At 58.5% G+C, this 17,104-nt stretch carries 15 protein-coding genes and 1 tRNA gene; 6 read left to right on the top strand and 10 right to left on the bottom strand.

Annotation, left to right across the window (positions count from 1 at the left end):
• The first annotated feature begins 53 nt into the window (after positions 1-53).
• Complete coding sequence (gene nspC / locus AC2FFB_RS07185) at positions 54-1,223, top strand: carboxynorspermidine decarboxylase (protein ID WP_496874712.1); 1,170 nt, start codon at positions 54-56, stop codon at positions 1,221-1,223.
• A complete protein-coding gene (gene speB / locus AC2FFB_RS07180) occupies positions 1,220-2,062 on the top strand; it encodes an agmatinase (RefSeq protein ID WP_496874711.1) in 843 nt (280 codons plus the stop codon). The genes nspC and speB overlap by 4 nt, the downstream gene beginning before the upstream one ends.
• Here the strand turns inward: speB and AC2FFB_RS07175 are convergent.
• The 3 genes from AC2FFB_RS07175 to AC2FFB_RS07165 all read right to left on the bottom strand — a co-directional run bounded on the left by AC2FFB_RS07175 (position 2,059) and on the right by AC2FFB_RS07165 (position 4,542).
• The gene (locus tag AC2FFB_RS07175) at positions 2,059-2,649 is read right to left on the bottom strand and encodes an HD domain-containing protein (RefSeq protein ID WP_496874731.1); all 591 of its coding nucleotides are present in this window, start codon (positions 2,647-2,649) and stop codon (positions 2,059-2,061) included. The two genes, speB and AC2FFB_RS07175, sit on opposite strands and share 4 nt — an antisense overlap.
• 108 nt (positions 2,650-2,757) lie before the next feature.
• A complete protein-coding gene (gene lptF, locus AC2FFB_RS07170; RefSeq protein ID WP_496874710.1) occupies positions 2,758-3,897 on the bottom strand; it encodes an LPS export ABC transporter permease LptF in 1,140 nt (379 codons plus the stop codon).
• 162 nt (positions 3,898-4,059) lie between these two features.
• A complete protein-coding gene (locus tag AC2FFB_RS07165; protein WP_281995324.1) occupies positions 4,060-4,542 on the bottom strand; it encodes a MarR family winged helix-turn-helix transcriptional regulator in 483 nt (160 codons plus the stop codon).
• Positions 4,543-4,619: 77 nt separating this feature from the next.
• Between AC2FFB_RS07165 and AC2FFB_RS07160 the strand changes: the two genes are divergently transcribed.
• Both AC2FFB_RS07160 and AC2FFB_RS07155 read left to right on the top strand, forming a co-directional pair.
• Positions 4,620-5,501, top strand: coding sequence for an EamA family transporter (locus AC2FFB_RS07160; protein ID WP_496693649.1), 882 nt, complete (start codon positions 4,620-4,622; stop codon positions 5,499-5,501).
• A gap of 73 nt (positions 5,502-5,574) precedes the next feature.
• Positions 5,575-6,594, top strand: coding sequence for a hypothetical protein (locus tag AC2FFB_RS07155; protein WP_281995326.1), 1,020 nt, complete (start codon positions 5,575-5,577; stop codon positions 6,592-6,594).
• A 145-nt stretch (positions 6,595-6,739) separates the two neighbouring features.
• Here the strand turns inward: AC2FFB_RS07155 and AC2FFB_RS07150 are convergent.
• A tRNA-Trp gene (locus tag AC2FFB_RS07150) sits at positions 6,740-6,815 on the bottom strand.
• A gap of 143 nt (positions 6,816-6,958) precedes the next feature.
• Between AC2FFB_RS07150 and AC2FFB_RS07145 the strand changes: the two genes are divergently transcribed.
• Positions 6,959-7,666 carry a lysophospholipid acyltransferase family protein gene (locus AC2FFB_RS07145; protein ID WP_496688816.1) on the top strand — a complete coding sequence of 236 codons (708 nt, stop codon included), beginning with the start codon at positions 6,959-6,961 and terminating at the stop codon, positions 7,664-7,666.
• On the opposite strand, the gene AC2FFB_RS07140 is transcribed toward AC2FFB_RS07145, so the two are convergent.
• From AC2FFB_RS07140 to AC2FFB_RS07120, 5 genes are all read right to left on the bottom strand, one after another.
• The gene (locus AC2FFB_RS07140; RefSeq protein WP_142635798.1) at positions 7,663-7,908 is read right to left on the bottom strand and encodes a MoaD/ThiS family protein; all 246 of its coding nucleotides are present in this window, start codon (positions 7,906-7,908) and stop codon (positions 7,663-7,665) included. The two genes, AC2FFB_RS07145 and AC2FFB_RS07140, sit on opposite strands and share 4 nt — an antisense overlap.
• Positions 7,901-10,156, bottom strand: a complete 2,256-nt coding sequence (locus AC2FFB_RS07135) for a xanthine dehydrogenase family protein molybdopterin-binding subunit (protein WP_496874709.1) — start codon at positions 10,154-10,156, stop codon at positions 7,901-7,903. The genes AC2FFB_RS07140 and AC2FFB_RS07135 overlap by 8 nt, the downstream gene beginning before the upstream one ends.
• Positions 10,156-10,635: a (2Fe-2S)-binding protein gene (locus AC2FFB_RS07130; RefSeq protein ID WP_142635794.1), complete on the bottom strand. Its 480-nt coding sequence runs from the start codon at positions 10,633-10,635 to the stop codon at positions 10,156-10,158. Before AC2FFB_RS07130 ends, AC2FFB_RS07135 begins: the two co-directional genes overlap by 1 nt.
• Complete coding sequence (locus AC2FFB_RS07125) at positions 10,632-11,498, bottom strand: FAD binding domain-containing protein (protein ID WP_496874708.1); 867 nt, start codon at positions 11,496-11,498, stop codon at positions 10,632-10,634. Before AC2FFB_RS07125 ends, AC2FFB_RS07130 begins: the two co-directional genes overlap by 4 nt.
• A gap of 128 nt (positions 11,499-11,626) precedes the next feature.
• Positions 11,627-14,839: a reductive dehalogenase gene (locus AC2FFB_RS07120; protein ID WP_496874707.1), complete on the bottom strand. Its 3,213-nt coding sequence runs from the start codon at positions 14,837-14,839 to the stop codon at positions 11,627-11,629.
• Positions 14,840-14,915: 76 nt separating this feature from the next.
• Between AC2FFB_RS07120 and AC2FFB_RS07115 the strand changes: the two genes are divergently transcribed.
• Positions 14,916-15,821, top strand: coding sequence for a LysR family transcriptional regulator (locus tag AC2FFB_RS07115; RefSeq protein WP_496688822.1), 906 nt, complete (start codon positions 14,916-14,918; stop codon positions 15,819-15,821).
• Here the strand turns inward: AC2FFB_RS07115 and AC2FFB_RS07110 are convergent.
• Positions 15,808-17,076 (bottom strand): NAD(P)/FAD-dependent oxidoreductase, encoded by a 1,269-nt coding sequence (locus AC2FFB_RS07110; RefSeq protein ID WP_496688824.1) that lies wholly within the window; start codon positions 17,074-17,076, stop codon positions 15,808-15,810. The two genes, AC2FFB_RS07115 and AC2FFB_RS07110, sit on opposite strands and share 14 nt — an antisense overlap.
• Positions 17,077-17,104 lie beyond the last annotated feature (28 nt).

Below are 17,104 nucleotides of genomic sequence, written 5' to 3'. Positions count from 1 at the left end.
GGGGTCCGGGGGGGCAGCGCCCCCCGCCCTCTCCAAATTCGGAGACGCCTGATATGTCCGACATGATGACCACCCAAGCAGGCGATGCCGGTGCCTTCCGCAATTTCGACCTAAACCGCGTGCCAACGCCTTGCTTTGTGGTTGACCAAAAGGCGGTTGAGCGCAATCTGGTGATCTTGTCCGACGTCGGTAGCAGGTCCGGCGCCCATGTCCTCGGTGCCCTCAAAGCGTTCTCAATGTTCTCGCTTGCTCCGCTGGTCCGCCAACATCTTGACGGTACCTGCGCCAGCGGTATCTATGAGGCGCGTTTAGGCCGCGAAGAATATGGCGGCGAAGTCGCCACTTACTGCGCCGGGTACAAAGACGCTGACATCGATGAAATCCTGTCGCTGTCCAACCATGTGATCTTCAACTCGCCCGCGCAAAAGAACCGGTTCCTAGCCAAGGCACAGGCAGCCAAAGTACAGGTCGGCCTGCGCATCAATCCGGAACATTCCGAAGGCGAGATACCCAAATATGACCCCTGCGCGCCCTGTTCGCGTCTGGGCACACCGGTCAGCCAACTAAGCCATGAAATCATGGGTGGTGTTGACGGCCTTCATATGCATACACTTTGCGAACAAGGGTTCGAGCCCTTGATGCGCACATGGGAAGCCGTTGCACCAAAACTCGCCCCGTTCCTGGGTCATCTCAAATGGCTGAACTTCGGCGGTGGCCACCATATCACCCGTGACGACTATGATCGTGATGGGTTGATCGCGTTCATCAAGGAGATCCGCGAAACCCATGACGTCGACGTCTATCTTGAACCCGGCGAGGCTGTGGCACTGGATGCGGGGATTCTGGTCGGTGAAATCCTTGACCTGCCGACCAATGGCATGGCCCTTGCGATCACCGACATCTCGGCCACATGCCACATGCCCGATGTGATCGAAGCCCCCTATCGCCCGGCCCTGATGGACGAGGCCGAGGCAGGCCATACCTACCGTCTGGGCGGCCCGTCCTGTCTGGCGGGGGATGTGATCGGCGACTATACGTGGGACAAACCGCTTGAGATCGGCCAACGCTTTGCCTTCCTAGATCAGGCGCATTATTCGATGGTCAAGACCAACACCTTCAACGGTGTCCCCCTGCCCACAATCGCCCTGTGGAACAGCGAAACCGACGCGTTGAAAATTATCAAACAGTTCGGCTATGACGACTTTAAAGAGAGGCTCTCATGAGCGTTTTCCTCGACAGTGAACTGACCACATCGGAACGGACCGAAAACGCCCGGTTTCGTGTAATCCCAGTACCGTTGGAGCGCACGGTATCCTACGGCTCGGGTACAGCCGGTGGCCCGGCGGCGATCATCGAGGCCAGCAACGAGCTGGAGCGCATCACCGGCCTTGCCGAGCCTTGCATAGCGGGTATTTTCACTGAGGAACCTTTGAACTGTGACGGCCCTATGCCTGCAGTGATGGAACGCCTTGCCCTGCGCACCGAAGCCGCCATTCGCGCTGGTAAAGTACCGGTCACTCTGGGCGGTGAGCATTCGCTGAGCTACGGTGCGGTGATGGGCGTGGCCCGCGCGTTGAACCAACCGATCGGGATCGTCCAGATTGATGCGCATGCGGACCTGCGCGACACGTATCAGGGTGAAAAGCACAGCCATGCCTCGGTCATGCACCTGCTGGCCCAAGAAGGCGTCCGACTGGCCCAATTCGGCGTCCGGGCCTTTTCGACTGAAGAGGCGCAGAGCCGGGTGAAGAACAGCGTGTTCCACATTGATGCCGAGGAGCTGGTCACCGGTAACATCAACGCGGTCGATCTGCCCAAGGATTTCCCCGAACTGGTCTATGTCAGCTTCGATGTCGACGGGCTGGACCCTTCGCAAATGCCGGCCACAGGAACACCCGTGCCCGGCGGCTTGGGCTATTATCAGGCGCTACAACTGGTCGAGCATGCCCTTCGGGGGCGCAAATGCGTGGGGTTCGACGTGGTCGAACTCGCCCCGGACGGCAATGCCGCCTGGGACTTTACCGCCGCACAGATCGTTTACCGTCTGATGGCCGCCTGCTAACCTTCGGCGGTTTCGTTCAACTCCATATGCCCCTCGCCGCGGCTTAGGACACGGCGCAGCATCGGCTCGAAGAACTCCAACGGTTTGGTCGGGTAATCCGGATCGAACGCCTTTTGGTCGTATTCATGGCAGAAATAGCGGCAGTCCTCCCAATAAGGACTGTCGCGGTACTTGTCGCGGGCGTTGCGGTCTCCGCCCAGGTGGTGATTGTAGTAATAGCCCTGGAACACGCAGTGATGTTTGAGGATCCAATGGGTTTTCTGGCTGACATAGGGCTTCATCATCGCCGCTGATAACTCTCCATGGTTATAGGGAGACAGGATATCGCCGGTGTCGTGGATCAGCGCTGCGACGACCAGCTCTTCTTCCGCCCCATCCTCATAGGCGCGCGTCGCGGCCTGCAGGCTGTGCTGATAGCGGTTCACGGGATAGGGCGTCCAATCCTCGTCCAGCGAACGGATCGCATCCAGTATCCTGTCCGGCAACGCGGCGTTATAGGCCTCTTCGTATTCCATGACGGCGTCCCAATCGGCCTTGGTCGCCACTTCAAAGCTGGTCCAGGTGGGTTTGTGAGTTTTGTCCAGCATGGTCCGGTCCTTTTGACTGATCATCCAACCGCAGCCTAACGCAGAAAACCTGAGCGAAAAAACGAATTAGCTTGGCCGAAGAACATTGCGCCGAAATGCGCCGTAACTTCAGGCTTGGGACAACGCCCGCGAGTGTTTTCTTGCGCGCACGCGCAGAAGCGGACGACCTGCAATCAAAAGAAACAGGCACGAGATCAATATGCCCATGACAGCAGGCAAATAGAGCAATAGCCACAATTTCGGGTCTTCGATCACCAACGGGGACACAAAGCCGCGCATACCTTCCAAAAGGACCAGAATTATGAATGCTCCAAAAATCTGTGGCCACAGGCCAAATCTGGAAAAGCTGCCCAACATAAGGGTTGCATAGCCCGCCATCGCGACCGCGATACAAATGGTGATCCACGAAAATCGCTGATGCAGCTCGTCGATCAACGCGCCCTCAGTGAACCCTTCTGCTGCCGCAATCGCAGCCCGGTCGCGCAACAGCTCTGCGGTGGGAATGGCCTCGAGGCTTCGCTCGGCCGCGTTGTCAGCACTCGTCAATTCTGAGATGTCATAGGACGCGTCCTGAAACAGTGTAGACGACAGGGTACGTCCCTGCCGGTCCTGACGCAGGGCAACTCCGTCAACCATCACCAGATGAATGCCCGAGCCGTTATTGACCAGATAAGCTGTTTGGCTGGAATAGCTGACCGGGCTGGTTTTATCCCGCCGGTCCGAAACAAAAACTTCGCGCAAAGTCCCGTCCAGATCAATTCCCCCAATATAGACGGTCACGTCACTTGCAGGATGCAGGAATTCGCCTTCATTCAATAACTGCGCTGTGACGTCACCCGCCACTTCGGCCTGCCGTTTTTCCAGTAGATCGACCGAGGCCGGGCGCAGGAAAACACTGATCGAGGCCATCATCAGACCAGCAACAAGACCGAACAGAACAACAGCGCGAGCCAGCCGCCACGGGCTGGAGCCTGTGGCCAGCATCACCGTTAGCTCGCTTTCACGGCTCAGGCGGTTGGTGGCATAGACGGCCGCTGCGAACACGGCCATGGGCATCACCGTACGGATCAGCGTCGGCAAAGTAAGAGCGGTAAATTCAAGAAACACCATGGCCGATTGACCACCGCTGATGACACGGTCAAACAGGCTGACCGAGCGGGTGATCCAGAAAACCCCCACCAGAATCAGTGTGAAAAAGCCGAACAGAATCAGCAGTTGCCGCAGGAAATATCCATCGAAGCGCGACATGTATCCTCATCCGGCTACCTGAAATTCGTTTGGACAATATGCCAATCCCCTGACCGAGGAAACCGCATAGCCCAAGAATTATAGAATTTGAGCCGTGCGCACTAAAACGGCTTATGCCACATCGGAATTGGCACCCCGATCCAGAATGCTTACCTGCCCGGATCAGTCCAGCGTTTCAGACAACGATCTGAGCAGGTGATTGAGTTGATCGCGCTGTTGCAGGGACAAACCCTGAACCAGGCGCTGCTGAGTCTCTACATGATCCGAAACGGCGGCCTCAATCGCTTTGAATCCGTTTTGGGTAAGACGGATCAGGAAGCCCCGGCCATCCTCAGGGTTTTGCACTCTTTCGACCATCCCCGCCTTAACCAGTTGATCGACGCGATTCGTCATTGTGCCGGACGTCACCATTGTAAGCTCCAAAAGCTCGCCAGGTGAAAGACCCTCTGGCTTGCCAGACCTTCGCAACGTGGCAAGGACATCAAAGCTGGCAGCGTTCATGTCATGAAGAGCCCAAGTATGCTCCATCGCCCTTCGCAACTGAACCGCCAACCGCGTCAGTCGACCAACGGTTTCCATTGGCCCCACATCCAGGTCGGGCCGGGCACTGTTCCACTGCGCGATAATTTGCTCCACATGATCCATGAATTCTGGCTAGCCCAACTTTATCTTGACGTCAAGATTTTACAATATATCTTGACGTCAAGATAAAGGGATTCGCCATGAGACACCAAACCGACATCGCCCTAACTGCTGTTGCCCCTTTGATCTGGGGTAGCACTTATTATGTTACGACCGAATTTTTGCCCGTCGGATATCCGATCACGATGGCCGCGCTGCGTGCGCTGCCTGCCGGGCTGCTGCTTCTAGTTTTGTCCCGTCAACTTCCAAGGGGTCATTGGTGGGGCCGCATATTCATTCTAGGCGCGCTCAATTTCACCGTGTTCTGGACCCTGCTTTTCGTCGCGGCTTACAGGCTCCCCGGTGGGGTCGCAGCCACTGTCGGCGCGGTACAACCTCTTATTGTAGTCTTCCTGTCGGCATTTCTGCTGAACACCCCGGTTGGGCTGAGATCGGTCGGCGCAGCGCTGTTGGGGGTGATCGGCGTCGGGTGCCTTGTCCTCGGTACAGCTATCAATCTTGATACGGTAGGCCTGATCGCTGGACTGGGTGGCGCCCTTTCGATGGGAGCAGGAACTGTCCTGACGCGCAAATGGCAACCGCCAGTGCCGCTGCTGACATTTACCGCTTGGCAACTAACCGCCGGCGGGCTGATGCTGGTGCCGCTTGCACTGATGTTTGAGCCCGCCTTACCAGCGCTTGAAAAAAACAACCTTCTCGGAATTGGTTATCTGAGCGTCATCGGGGCTGCCCTGACCTATATCCTGTGGTTCCGAGGCCTCGCCCGGATCGAACCCTCTGCGGTCTCGGCACTTGGCTTTCTCAGCCCGCTATCCGCCGTAATGATTGGTTGGGTCATGCTTGGGCAAAACCTGACCTTTGTGCAGATCGCCGGTGTCTGTATTGTACTTCTGGCGGTCTGGCTGGGGCAAATGGGCAAACGTACCGGCCGTTCGATTGTCACCATCAGAAAGCCCGCCTGAAACTCCAGGCATCGATGTACGAGTTTTGTGCTAAACTGTGTGCTGTGCAACGCCCGGGCTAGAAAGGTATCACGTGTCAAAAAGCCGAGTAAAACCGCGCTATTTTGCCATCGCCCTGCTGCCGGTATGTGTTTTCGCAATCCATAAACTGATCCAGAACCAAATGATCGCCAATGAACTGGACGTTCCAGTAAACTTTGTGTTGAGCGGTAGCTCTTGGCAGGAAGCCGTTGGTCGATTTCGGTTTCTTGCCGCGTCCTGGTTCTTTTTATCGCTGGCCTTGTTGCCCGTGGCAGTCTTGTTCCGGACCCTGTCACGCCCGATCGAAAAAAACACCCGGATCGCGGCAATCGCGATTGTAGTCGCCATCGTGTTTCTGGCTCTCGTGCCGACCATTCAAAAGCATATGACCGACCAAAGCCCGCAGATTTACCACCAGATCGGCAAAGCCGTTTTTGAAACAGCATTGTCGCAAGGCACCTTGCCGGCATGTTCCGGTTCGGAAGATAGCTGGATGTTTGGGAAATGCGGGCAGGCCCCTGTTCTTTCGCTGTTCAACCGTATTCTGGACCTGGTGAATGCAATGGCCGGCCTTGCGATCGGGTCGTTGATTGTCGGAATGATATTGTGTCTTGGTCGGCATGAATCTCAGGACATCGAAGCAACCGCAGCTGAGCTGGCGCAAAACTTGCGGCAGATGCGGCAGCAGCTCTACCTGTCCAGTCTGGTGCTGACCTTCGGCATGTTCTTTGCCGCAAGCTGGATGTACTGGCCCTTGCCCATGATCGCTGAATCAGAAAGGGCCGCCTATAGCGCATTGCTCAACGCATCGGCCTTGTTCACCGGCACATATTTTTGCTTGCTAATGCTCAGCTACTTTCTTCCCGTGGCAGTCCTTCTGGACGGAAGAATTTCTAACCTCGCTTTGGCTGCCCGAAATCAGGGCGGCACAGACCAGACATTCGACATTGATGACTGGAGATCGTCGCATAAGCTGACAGAAGGAACAGGTGACATCATCCGCGCCGGCTTCGCCCTGACGGCCCCAATCTTGGCCGCTTTTGCCGGTGGCATATCACCGATTTTGGGTTAGACCGTGATTTGTTGAGCAACCAGAACGCGGTTTATCGCATCGGTCGAATGCTCTGCTGGTCCAAGTTGTAACAGCTAGGCTGCGCAAAGGGTCACACGTGTCCCATTCCGCCCAAGCTGGCACAAACTTCTGGCAATGGAGAGAATGGCAGGGGCAGCAGGGTTCGAACCCGCGACCTACGGTTTTGGAGACCGTCGCTCTACCAACTGAGCTATACCCCTAAGGTGCGCCTCAAATATGCTAGCCGCGCGGCGGACTCAAGAGGCTTTTTCAGATTCCTCCTCAGTTATGCGCACGACAAACAAGTTGCGTATGGCGTTGAGTTCTATAAGACACGGTTTGATCAATATGAGGGTCACCATTAGTGAGTATCCGCAAGAAAATCGCCGATAGCGAGGCCGTCCTGAATTGGACCGCCCGCCGCATCGCGAGCTATATTCGGATGGTTAACCGCAACACCCAATGGCAACGCATCGGCTATGAAGAGCTGGACCAACTGGCCGATCAGGGCGAGCCGGTCATCGTTGTCCTTTGGCATCAGCGACTGGCACAATCGCCCTATTTCTTTCCGTTGGATAAGGGGCGTATCTGCTCGATCACATCCTCGGCACGCGCTGGCAGCATGGTTGGTCGGGTGCAGAAACTGTTCGGCATGGACACCATCGCCATGACCAGCAAAAACGCCAACAACATCGCGGTGTCACGCGAAGTGATCGGCAAGATCAAGCGCGGCATTTCCATCGGGATCGCTGCTGACGGCCCGCGCGGCCCGGAACGGGTGCTGTCGACCGTGCCTCTGGTTTGGGCCCGCACCTCGGGCAAGCGGGTCTTCGGGATCACCTTTTCCGCTCGCCACGGCAGCGAGGCCGGAACCTGGGACCGCCTGCTGATGCCACGCCCTTGGCGCAATCAGGGCGTCTTTTTGTGCCGGGAATGGACCGAAAACGTTCCCCGCAAGGCCAGTGAAGAAGAACTCGAGGCCCTTCGCCTCAGCCTTGAGGCGCATATGAACGACATCACCGCCGAAGCAGACAGGATGGTCGGGCGCGAACCTTGGTCTCCCCAAGGCTAACCGCCGCGCAGCCTTTGCATCAGATAGACTTCGCTGCCCTCGGGGATCGGTTCAGTCAGCCCGCTGGCGATCACGCGCCCGTTGATTGAGATAGATACACCGGCATCAATCGGTGCCTGAAGCTGCGGATGAACCCGCGCAAGTTCCCGCAGCAGCTCGCCGGTGGTTTTGGCCTCGACCTCGACCACCTGTTGACCCCCGGTCAGAGACCGGAGGCCGGACCAAAGGTGGACCTCAACCATTGTCCTTGAGCGCCGCCAAAATGCGCGGCGGTGACATTGGCAGTTGCTTCATCCGCACTCCTGCAGCGTTCGAAACCGCGTTGGCGATGGCTGCCAGCGGCGGCACAATGCCGGTTTCACCCACACCACGCACCCCAAACGGGTGGCCGGGGTTGGGAACTTCGACGATCACCGTATCGATCATCGGCAAGTCGCTGGCGACCGGGATACGATAATCGAGGAAGATCGAGTTCTGCAGACGACCATCCTCGCCATAGACATATTCCTCGTTCAGCGCCCAACCGATGCCCTGCGCCGCGCCACCCTGATACTGGCCTTCCACATAGGTCGGGTGGATCGCCTTTCCGGCGTCTTGAATGACCGTATAGCGGGTGATGCTGGTCTTGCCGGTTTCCGGGTCGACCTCGGCATCGACGATATGTGTGCCGAATGACACGCCTGCGCCTTCCGGGGTCGCTTCGAAATGGCCCGAGATCGGACCACCGGTCGCACCCATATCGGCGGTGATATCGGCCAGCGGCATCGGATCGAAATCGCCCGCATTGGGGCCCGAGGGCACCGCGCAGCCGTTTTCCCATTTCACCGCATCTACCGAGATGCCCCACTTGGCCGCCGCGCGTTCGCTCAGCTTTTCAACCGCATGCCGGGCCGCCTTGATCGTGGCCAGCCCTGAGGCATAAGTCACGCGCGAGCCGTGCGAAACGTCGTTATAGCCGAGTGTTGCCGTGTCCGCGATGGTTACGCGAATATTCTCGTAGGGAATGCCCAACACCTCGGCTGCCATCAGCGCCATCGACGCGCGCGAACCGCCGATATCGGGCGTGCCGACCATCAGCTGGGCCGAACCATCCTCGGACAGGGCCAGCGACACGGATGTCTCGCCCCCGTGATTGAACCAGAATCCACAGGATATCCCACGCCCCTGCCCTGGTTTCAGTGGCGCAGAATAGTGCGGATGCGCCTTGGCGGCCTCAAGCGTTTCGACCAGACCGATGCGTTCGTAGCGCGGGCCATAGCTGGCCTTGGTACCTTCGTAGGCGGCGTTTTTCAGGCGCACATCCACGGGGTCCAGCCCCAGCTTCTTGCACAGCTCGTCAATCACCGATTCAACCGCAAACGCCCCCATCGGCGCGCCGGGCGCGCGATAGGCGGCCTGTTTCGGGCGGTTGGCCATGACATCATAGCCCACCTGCTTGACGTTAGTCAGGTTATAAGGAGCAAAGGCACACATGGCCGTCATATCACCCGGCGCGCCGGGGAAGGCCCCACCCTGCAGGCGGAACACGCCTTGCGCTGCGGTGATCGTGCCGTCATTCTTCATCCCGATCTTGATATCCATCGACGCGGAGGCCGTCGGACCGGTGGCCCGGAATACCTCGGATCGGGTCATCACCAGCTTGACCGGGCGGTTGGCCTTGCGGCTCAGCGCCAGCGCGACCGGCTCGATGAATACGGTTGTCTTGCCACCAAAGCCGCCGCCAATCTCGGACGCCGTCACCCGCAGTTGCGATGTTTCGATCCCCAGCAAAGCCGCACAGGTTTTCTGCGCGATCCAGTGCCCTTGGGTGGTGCACCACAGCTCACCCTTGCCGTCATTTCCCAGCGTCGCCAAACAGGCATGAGGTTCGATATAGCCCTGATGGGTTGCCTCGGTGACGAAGCTGTCTTCAACAACCAGATCCGCTTCGGCAAAACCGACCTCGACATCGCCATGCCCGCTTTCGTGATAGCGCACGACGTTCGGGTGCATCCCTTCGGGCACGGAATAATCCGCCGCCCCCTCGCGTATAACCGGAGCGTCCGGGGCCATCGCTTTGTCGACATCGGTCACATGGGGCAGCACCTCATATTCGACCTCAATCAGATTGAGTGCGTCACGAGCCGACAGCGCCGAAGTTGCCGCAATAGCTGCCACCGCGTGGCCGTCATACAGGGCCTTCTCGCCTGCCATAACGTTTTCCAGCACGTTCCAGAACTCACCTTCAAGACCGGGCTTAAACGGCACCTCAGCGAAATCGTCACGGGTCACAACGGCTTTGACGTCTTTATGCGCTTGGGCCTTGGAGGTGTCGATCTTTACGATCCGCGCATGGGCATGGGGCGAGCGCAGAATAGCCCCGTGCAACATGCCCGGTGCGGTGGCGTCAGCACCAAATTTCGCGCGCCCCGTGACCTTGTCCAGCCCGTCAGGGCGGTTCGGTCGGGTGCCAACGAAAGTGAATTCAGATTTGCGATCGTCGAGTGCCATTACGAAGCCTCCCGCAGTTCAGCCGCTGTATCCATCACGGCGCGAATGATCTTGTCATACCCGGTGCAGCGGCAGAGATTACCAGCCAACCAATACCGTGTCTCTTCCTCGGTCGGGTTCGGGTTCTTTTCCAGCAACGATTTGGCCGCGACCAGAATACCGGGGGTGCAGATACCGCATTGAAGAGCAGCATATTCAATCATCTTCTTCTGCAGCGGATGCAGAACGTCCCCGTCTGCAATACCTTCGACCGTCTCGATCTGTTTACCCTCTGCTTCGATCCCAAGCATCAGGCAGGAACAAACCAAACGGCCATCGACAGTTACCGAGCAGGCACCGCAATCGCCGGTGCCGCAGCCTTCTTTCGCACCGGTAAGGTTCAGCTTGTCGCGCAGACAGTCCAGCAGGGTCTCGCGTGGGTCACATAGGTATTCGACCGTGTCACCATTGACGGTGGTGGATACGTGGAACTTGCTCATGCTTGCTCTCCCTTGGCGCGGGCATAGGCGATTTTCGCGGCGCGTTTGGCCAGAACCCCGGCCACTTCTGTACGGAATGCGATCGTGCCGCGCTTGTCGTCGATCGGGTTACAGGCAGTAGATGCGGCAGCGGCAAGCGCGTCCAATGCAGCATCGTCAAGGGTGCTGCCCATGATCGCCTTGGCGCAGTCTTCGACAAGTAGAACAGTCGGAGCCACAGCGCCCAGCGACACGCGGACCTCGGTGATGGTATCCCCGTCCAGACGGAGATTTACACCTACGCCAACCACCGCAATATCCATCTCGGTCCTTGGGATGAACCGCAGATAGGCATCACCTCCGTTTTCGCCGCGTGCAGGAATATTGACCGCCGAGATCAGTTCACCCTTGGTCAAGGACGTTCTGCCCGGGCCGGTCGGAATATCTTCGACGGCAACCTCACGTGTGCCACTTGGTCCGGTGACTGTCACGGTCACGCCCGCTGCCACCATGGCTGGCACCGAATCCGCCGCAGGCGAGCCATTGCACAGGTTGCCAGTCAGCGTCGCCCGCCCCTGCACCTGAGTCGATCCGATCAAATCCATCGCTTCGACCACGCCGGGCCAGTCGAGGCCCAACCCAGGGTGTTCGCTCATTTCCGCACCTGTCGCCGCCACGCCCAGCGTCCAGCTGCCGTCAGCATTGCGGGTGATATCGCTTACGCCATTGATTTTCTTGATGTCTATCAATGTATCAGGCGTCACCAATTCCGAGCGCAACTGCACCAGAACATCGGTGCCACCGGCAAGAAACCGTGTAACGCCTTTTGCATTTTCTGCCAGAGCCGACGCCTCGGCAAAGCTGGCAGGGCTGTGATAATCCATGATTTTACCTCGCGCCTGTTGGTCAGGATCCACTGGGGTTCGCAGGGACGTTAATGCAGCAACACACTGGCGTCCATGGCAAGAACGACCTATTTTTCGATCCCGAAATGACGTTTCCAGACCTCGGATCAGAGGTCGATCTCGACCACCCCGTCCGGGTCCGCAGCACGGCTTTGGCACAGGATGATTGCGCCTTCGCGCTGCTTGTTCGACAGCACGAAATCCCTATGCTCGATTTCACCCGAAATCACACCGCATTTACAGACGCCGCAAATTCCGTCCGAACATTTCACATCGACCTGAATTCCGGCTTCGTTCAGCACCTGCGCCGCGTGTTTGTCGGCGGGAACCTGCAGCTCTCGCCCCGATTTGACCAGTTTCAGCGTGAAAGAATGGTTCTCATATTCGGGCTGCTCGGGAACGGAGAAATACTCCAGATGCCGCGCCTCGTCTGGGAACCCCTGACGTTCCGCTGCCTGCATCACGCCTTCCATGTACCGATCCGGGCCGCAGGTATAGACGTGCCAACCTGCCTGATATCCCGACAGGATTGACTGTAAATCAGCGCGCGTACCTTCGTCCGAGAAATGATAGTGCACGTGATCGGCCCAGGGCATTGCGGCCAGATCGTCCAGATACCCCGCCCCGGCGCGGGTACTGGCCGAGTAATGCAGGTCAAAGGGTTTGCCCAGACTGTGCAGGCGGTGGGCAAAGGCGATCATCGGCGTGATGCCGATCCCGCCGCCCATCAGGAATGTCCTGGTGGCGGTCTCATCCAGTTCGAAATGGTTGATGGGTTTCGAGATGAAAACCTTGCGCCCTTCGGTAAAAATCCGGTGCAACAGGGCCGAGCCGCCCCGCCCCTCATCCTCGCGCAAGACACCGATCTGATAGGTCGCTGGGTTCGCCGGATTGCCGGACATTGAATATTGCCGCAGGAACTCTGGCGCGACCAGCACGTCCAGATGGGCGCCTGCGGTCCACTGAGGCAGCGGCGCGCCATCCAGCGTCGCGAACTCATATTTGGTCACATCATCCGTCATCCGGTCGACCATGCTCAGCTCGACCCGCATGACAGGGGCATCACCTGCGATCGAATAGTTGTGAACAACAGACATGTCCCCGGCGGCCTTGCGTGCCTTGTACTCCTCTGCCGTGACCATCGCTTCATAAGCTGCAATCCCGGCTTCGCGGTCCATGGCAAAAGGATAGGGCCAGGGATGCGGGGCCAGATAGGCGGGATAGACCGCCAGCGTCTGATCCTCATATTTCAGGGCAAGGTCCGTCTGCAGGTTGCGCCGGTTCAGCGGATGCTGGGTCGGGCGATACGCGCCGTCGGGCTGCAATTCGATATCCCACCACCATTTCTTGGTGTCGTTCAAGCCACCATTGCCCACTGCATCGTCCAGTTTCGCCAGCGCTGGCGCGGCTTGGGGGAAGTTCATCGCGGCCCAGCGGAAGGGACGTTCCTTGAAGATGCCTTCCAGATTCCATGGGCAGGTTTTCATGCACCGCCCGCACATCGCACCACCCGATGTTGTCACCCGATAAGTGGCGCATTTCTGGCTGTCGGATTTCCAGATTTCATAGCCATTGAACATCAGTTTTGGCCCAGCGGTGATCGCCCCCGAGGGGCATTCTCGCGCGCATTTGTTGCAGCTTTCACAAAAACTCTGCAGTCCAAAATCTATCGGCTTGTCATGAGCCAGAGGCATGTCCGTTGTCACCGCGCCGGATTTCAGACGCGGACCCAGATAGGGGTTCAGGATGACCTCGCCAATCCGGCTGACCTCTCCCAGTCCCGACAAGAGCAAAAGCGGAGGCTGCAGCACCTCGCCATCCATCACCGTATGGGCCTTTGCCTTGTACCCAAGGTTGCGGATCTGCTGTGCAACGACCCCACCCATAAGCGAGAACCGCAGATAGGCGCGCATGGATTGGGCCACTGCAATCCAGTCGTCACCACTGGACCCTTCCATGGTCTCGTAACCCTGATCAATGATCATGCTGATGGCTTGATCATGCGGCGGCGTGATCTCTTCTCCGGCAGCATCATGTGAATACCACGCCCATACGGGGCAGCAGCTGAGGCCCACCGCATCCGCACCAAGGAAATAGCTCGCCGCTTTGATATTAGCGGCATTCCGGGCGGCATCTGTCGGCGGCGCTGTCTCGGCGCTGTCGCCATCCTGCAGCAGAACAAACGCGCCCAGCGCGCGCCGCTGCGCGAAACTGGGGGCCGCCTTGCGCACGTAATGCCCGCCCTTGGCCGCGTCCTGCATGGGTTTTCCCATGTCGCCGAATTGCGCCCGTGCAAACATGTCGGCCCGTTTGGGGACGCGGGCGACGTTTTCTTCATCAATGTAGGTGGTCGGCGTTTCGACGCGCTTGAGCTTTTCGAACGGATGCGCCCCATCCACATAACGGCGCTTAGCATAGGGGTCGCGGTTCAGCGCATTCTTGGCAAAACCCGACCCCAACCACCATGCCGGACCTTGCGTACGAAACCACGGTTGTTGAGCCATCGGACACAGCGGCTTGTCATGCGTGATCTGCAGCTCGGTCGTTACCACGGCCAACCCGAACCGGGTCCCAAGCCACGGGGCAACAAGTTGTCCACCTTCGGCCGAGGCCAATCCCGCGGCGACCGCCAGTTTGCCCAGATCAACATCCGACGACATCGCCGTATGCGCCCGTGCATCAAAGCCAAGCAATCGGATGTAGTTGGCAATCACCACCGCATTCTCGGTTGCCAACAAACAAGCGCGATGATCCTGCGCATCCACGATCCAATCGGTTCCGGGCTCGGACAGGTCCGGGTCTCGGTTGTGTTCGTACAGAAACACGATTGCATGGCGGTGGCTGTCGATTGGCTTTGGCGCAGCCTCGATACTGTCCTTCAAATCCGCCATGATGACATCAATGCCCGAGGCCAGCGTCTTGGTTTGCCGTGTCCTCAGGGCATCAGCCAGCCGGTCTATATCAGGGTTGCGGCGCGGCTCGGGCAACAGTGCTTCGGGCGGCAGTGGTCCGCACCCAATCATCGACGCATCGTTGAAATAACCAAAGGCTTTCAGATGGTTGGCGCGCGCATTCGGATCTGACGGGATATCGCCCATTGCCGGGTTCACCAACCCGTCGCGGATCGCATCCATCATCGCCTGAAACTCACCCATCGCATTGACGATGCTGTGGGGCTGATCGGGGCGGCGAAAACTAAGATCGCCCATAGGCGGCACCTGTGACAGGTCCGGCATTGTGTCTTGCCGCGCCAACCGCTCTAGCGGGTAGCCGCCCATATGAACTGGCCTGTTCCGGTCTGAAAAGAAACGGATTCCCATAGCGTGCCTCCCCTAGCCCGTCTGACCCTTAATGCCCGGTAGACAGCAAAACCATTCATACTTAATCATAAATAATATGAATAAAAATGATTTTACTGATTTGGACGGCAAAGTCCTGCGGGTCTTTCTGACAATACTCGAGGAAAGCTCGGTCTCGAAAGCAGCGGATCGGCTGGGGGTCACGCAATCGGCAATCAGCCACACGCTGTCCAAACTGCGGCAGGTGCTGGGCGATCCGTTGTTTGTACGTTCAGGTCAGGGCCTGACCCCGACCGAACGTGCCTTGTCCCTGAAGGACCCTATTCAAACGGTGCTGGACGGGATGCGTGCCTTGACTGACGGTCGCCCCTTTGACCCGTTATCCGAACAGATCGACATTCGCATCGCCACAAATGACATGCCACGCGAAGTGATATTCCCAAGGCTGTTGCGCGACACACGCGCCGAGGGTGCACGGCTACGGTTGGAGTTCATCCCATCGGGCGTTCCCGATCCGGACCTGTTGCGCAGCGACCGGTGTCAGTTGATGGTCACCCCTCTGCCACCGGATGGGCCGGACATTTACCAGAAACGGCTGCTCGAAAGCCCGCTGATGATGTTTTATGATGCCGGCCATTGCACCCCGCCAAACAGTTGGCAGACCTACTGCGAGAGCGACCATATCGAGGTTCGCTTTTCCGATGGCCGCAACACCCGTGCCGTCATGCGGGGCGTTGATCAAAGCCAGATCAGGGCACCGGTTGTGACTCTGCCCCATTTCAACGCGATACCGGCCTTTGTGCGGGGCAGCTCGTTGATCTCGACCGATACCGCCTTGATGAGACAAGGTCCTCTGGCCGGGTTGGACTGTGCGCATTTGCCCTTCGAATGCACCCCGGTTCCGCTTTACATGGTCTGGCACCAAAGGTCGGCCAATGACCCGGCGCATCGTTGGCTGCGCAGAAGGATCGAAGCCATAGCAGCTGACATCAGCGCGCCTTGATCAAATGGGTCAGTGCAGCACCGGTTTCAAAGTAGGCGTGACGCAGGCGGGTCCAGCGTTCAGTATGTTCCGCCACAGCGGGAACTGGCAGCAACGCCGGATCCCCTGCCAAAAGGCTCTCAGCCGCCATACGGCCAAACACCGTGCCCGGCCCGATACCCCGGCCTGAATAGCCATGGATCGAAACCGCATCCGGTCCGATCCGGGTGATCTTGGGAATGTGGTCCGAGGTCATCGCAATGCGGCCATGCCATCCCTGCTGCAAGGGTTGATCCGCAAGCTGAGGATAAAGCTCTGACAGTTTGCGCTTGATCCATCCGGTGTGCGCGGCGCTGCCCGCATGTTCTAGATTGCCCATTGCGCCGAGGATAAAGCGCCCGTCGTGATCCATTCGGAAAGAGGTCATGATCAGGCCGGTATCCCAACATCCTTCGGCTCCGGGAAGAATACTCGCGCGCAGATTGTCGGACAACGGCGCAGTAGTGAATTGAAAATACGAGACAGGAACATAGGCCGGTGCCGTATCGGGCAGGTTCCGATGATACGCGTTGGTGGCCTGGATCACTGATTTGGCGCGCACCGTGGCCTGCGGGGTTTCCAACAGCCACTGGCCATCGACATGGCGCATCGTCATCACTGGGCTGTGCGTGTGAACGCGTGCCCCGGTTGCGGCAGCCGCGCGGGCCAGACCACGCACATATGCCATCGGCTGGATCGTTCCGGCGCGCGGGTCGAACAGAGCTCCACGAAAGGTGGCGCTGCCCGTGCGCTGGTACGTCTTGTCCGACGACAGCAACTCGACCGGAGCGCCTGCCTGACGCAACTGTGCATGGCGTATTTTCAAATCAGCAAGACCAGAGCCAGAATGCGCACAATGCAACGTGCCCTTGCGCATCGGCTCGCACTCGATCCCATGTGTCTGGATCACGCTGAATACTTCACTTGGGGCCGCCGCAAGGATTTCGATCAGACGCGTTCCGTCCGCATCCCCCAGATGGGCGCAAATGTCAGCAGGGCGCACCCAGAGTCCGGCATTGACCAGCCCCACATTGCGCCCGGATCCCCCATGCCCGATCTCCTGTGCCTCCAAGACACAGACCGAGGCTCCGGCCCGTGCGGCCGTCAAAGCCGCGGAACAGCCAGTATAACCGCCGCCGATCACCGCAAGGTCCACAGACAAATCGCTGGTCAGCGGGGCGCTCTCCACATGCTCGCGGCAGGTGTTTAGCCAAAGGGATTGATCGTAGTCGCTCAATGCGGGCTCCTTGCGGTGTCAAAAACCA

The organism is Ruegeria sp. YTSA219 (genome assembly GCF_059609985.1).
This window is presented reverse-complemented; position numbering and strand designations above follow the sequence as displayed.

Excerpts from the sequence above, each read along its gene's own strand:
- nspC (WP_496874712.1), top strand. The coding sequence starts at position 54 with ATGTCCGACATGATGACCACCCAAGCAGGCGATGCCGGTGCCTTCCGC.
- speB (WP_496874711.1), top strand. The coding sequence starts at position 1,220 with ATGAGCGTTTTCCTCGACAGTGAACTGACCACATCGGAACGGACCGAA.
- AC2FFB_RS07175 (WP_496874731.1), bottom strand. The coding sequence starts at position 2,649 with ATGCTGGACAAAACTCACAAACCCACCTGGACCAGCTTTGAAGTGGCG.
- lptF (WP_496874710.1), bottom strand. The coding sequence starts at position 3,897 with ATGTCGCGCTTCGATGGATATTTCCTGCGGCAACTGCTGATTCTGTTC.
- AC2FFB_RS07165 (WP_281995324.1), bottom strand. The coding sequence starts at position 4,542 with ATGGATCATGTGGAGCAAATTATCGCGCAGTGGAACAGTGCCCGGCCC.
- AC2FFB_RS07160 (WP_496693649.1), top strand. The coding sequence starts at position 4,620 with ATGAGACACCAAACCGACATCGCCCTAACTGCTGTTGCCCCTTTGATC.
- AC2FFB_RS07140 (WP_142635798.1), bottom strand. The coding sequence starts at position 7,908 with ATGGTTGAGGTCCACCTTTGGTCCGGCCTCCGGTCTCTGACCGGGGGT.
- AC2FFB_RS07135 (WP_496874709.1), bottom strand. The coding sequence starts at position 10,156 with ATGGCACTCGACGATCGCAAATCTGAATTCACTTTCGTTGGCACCCGA.
- AC2FFB_RS07130 (WP_142635794.1), bottom strand. The coding sequence starts at position 10,635 with ATGAGCAAGTTCCACGTATCCACCACCGTCAATGGTGACACGGTCGAA.
- AC2FFB_RS07125 (WP_496874708.1), bottom strand. The coding sequence starts at position 11,498 with ATGGATTATCACAGCCCTGCCAGCTTTGCCGAGGCGTCGGCTCTGGCA.
- AC2FFB_RS07120 (WP_496874707.1), bottom strand. The coding sequence starts at position 14,839 with ATGGGAATCCGTTTCTTTTCAGACCGGAACAGGCCAGTTCATATGGGC.
- AC2FFB_RS07115 (WP_496688822.1), top strand. The coding sequence starts at position 14,916 with ATGAATAAAAATGATTTTACTGATTTGGACGGCAAAGTCCTGCGGGTC.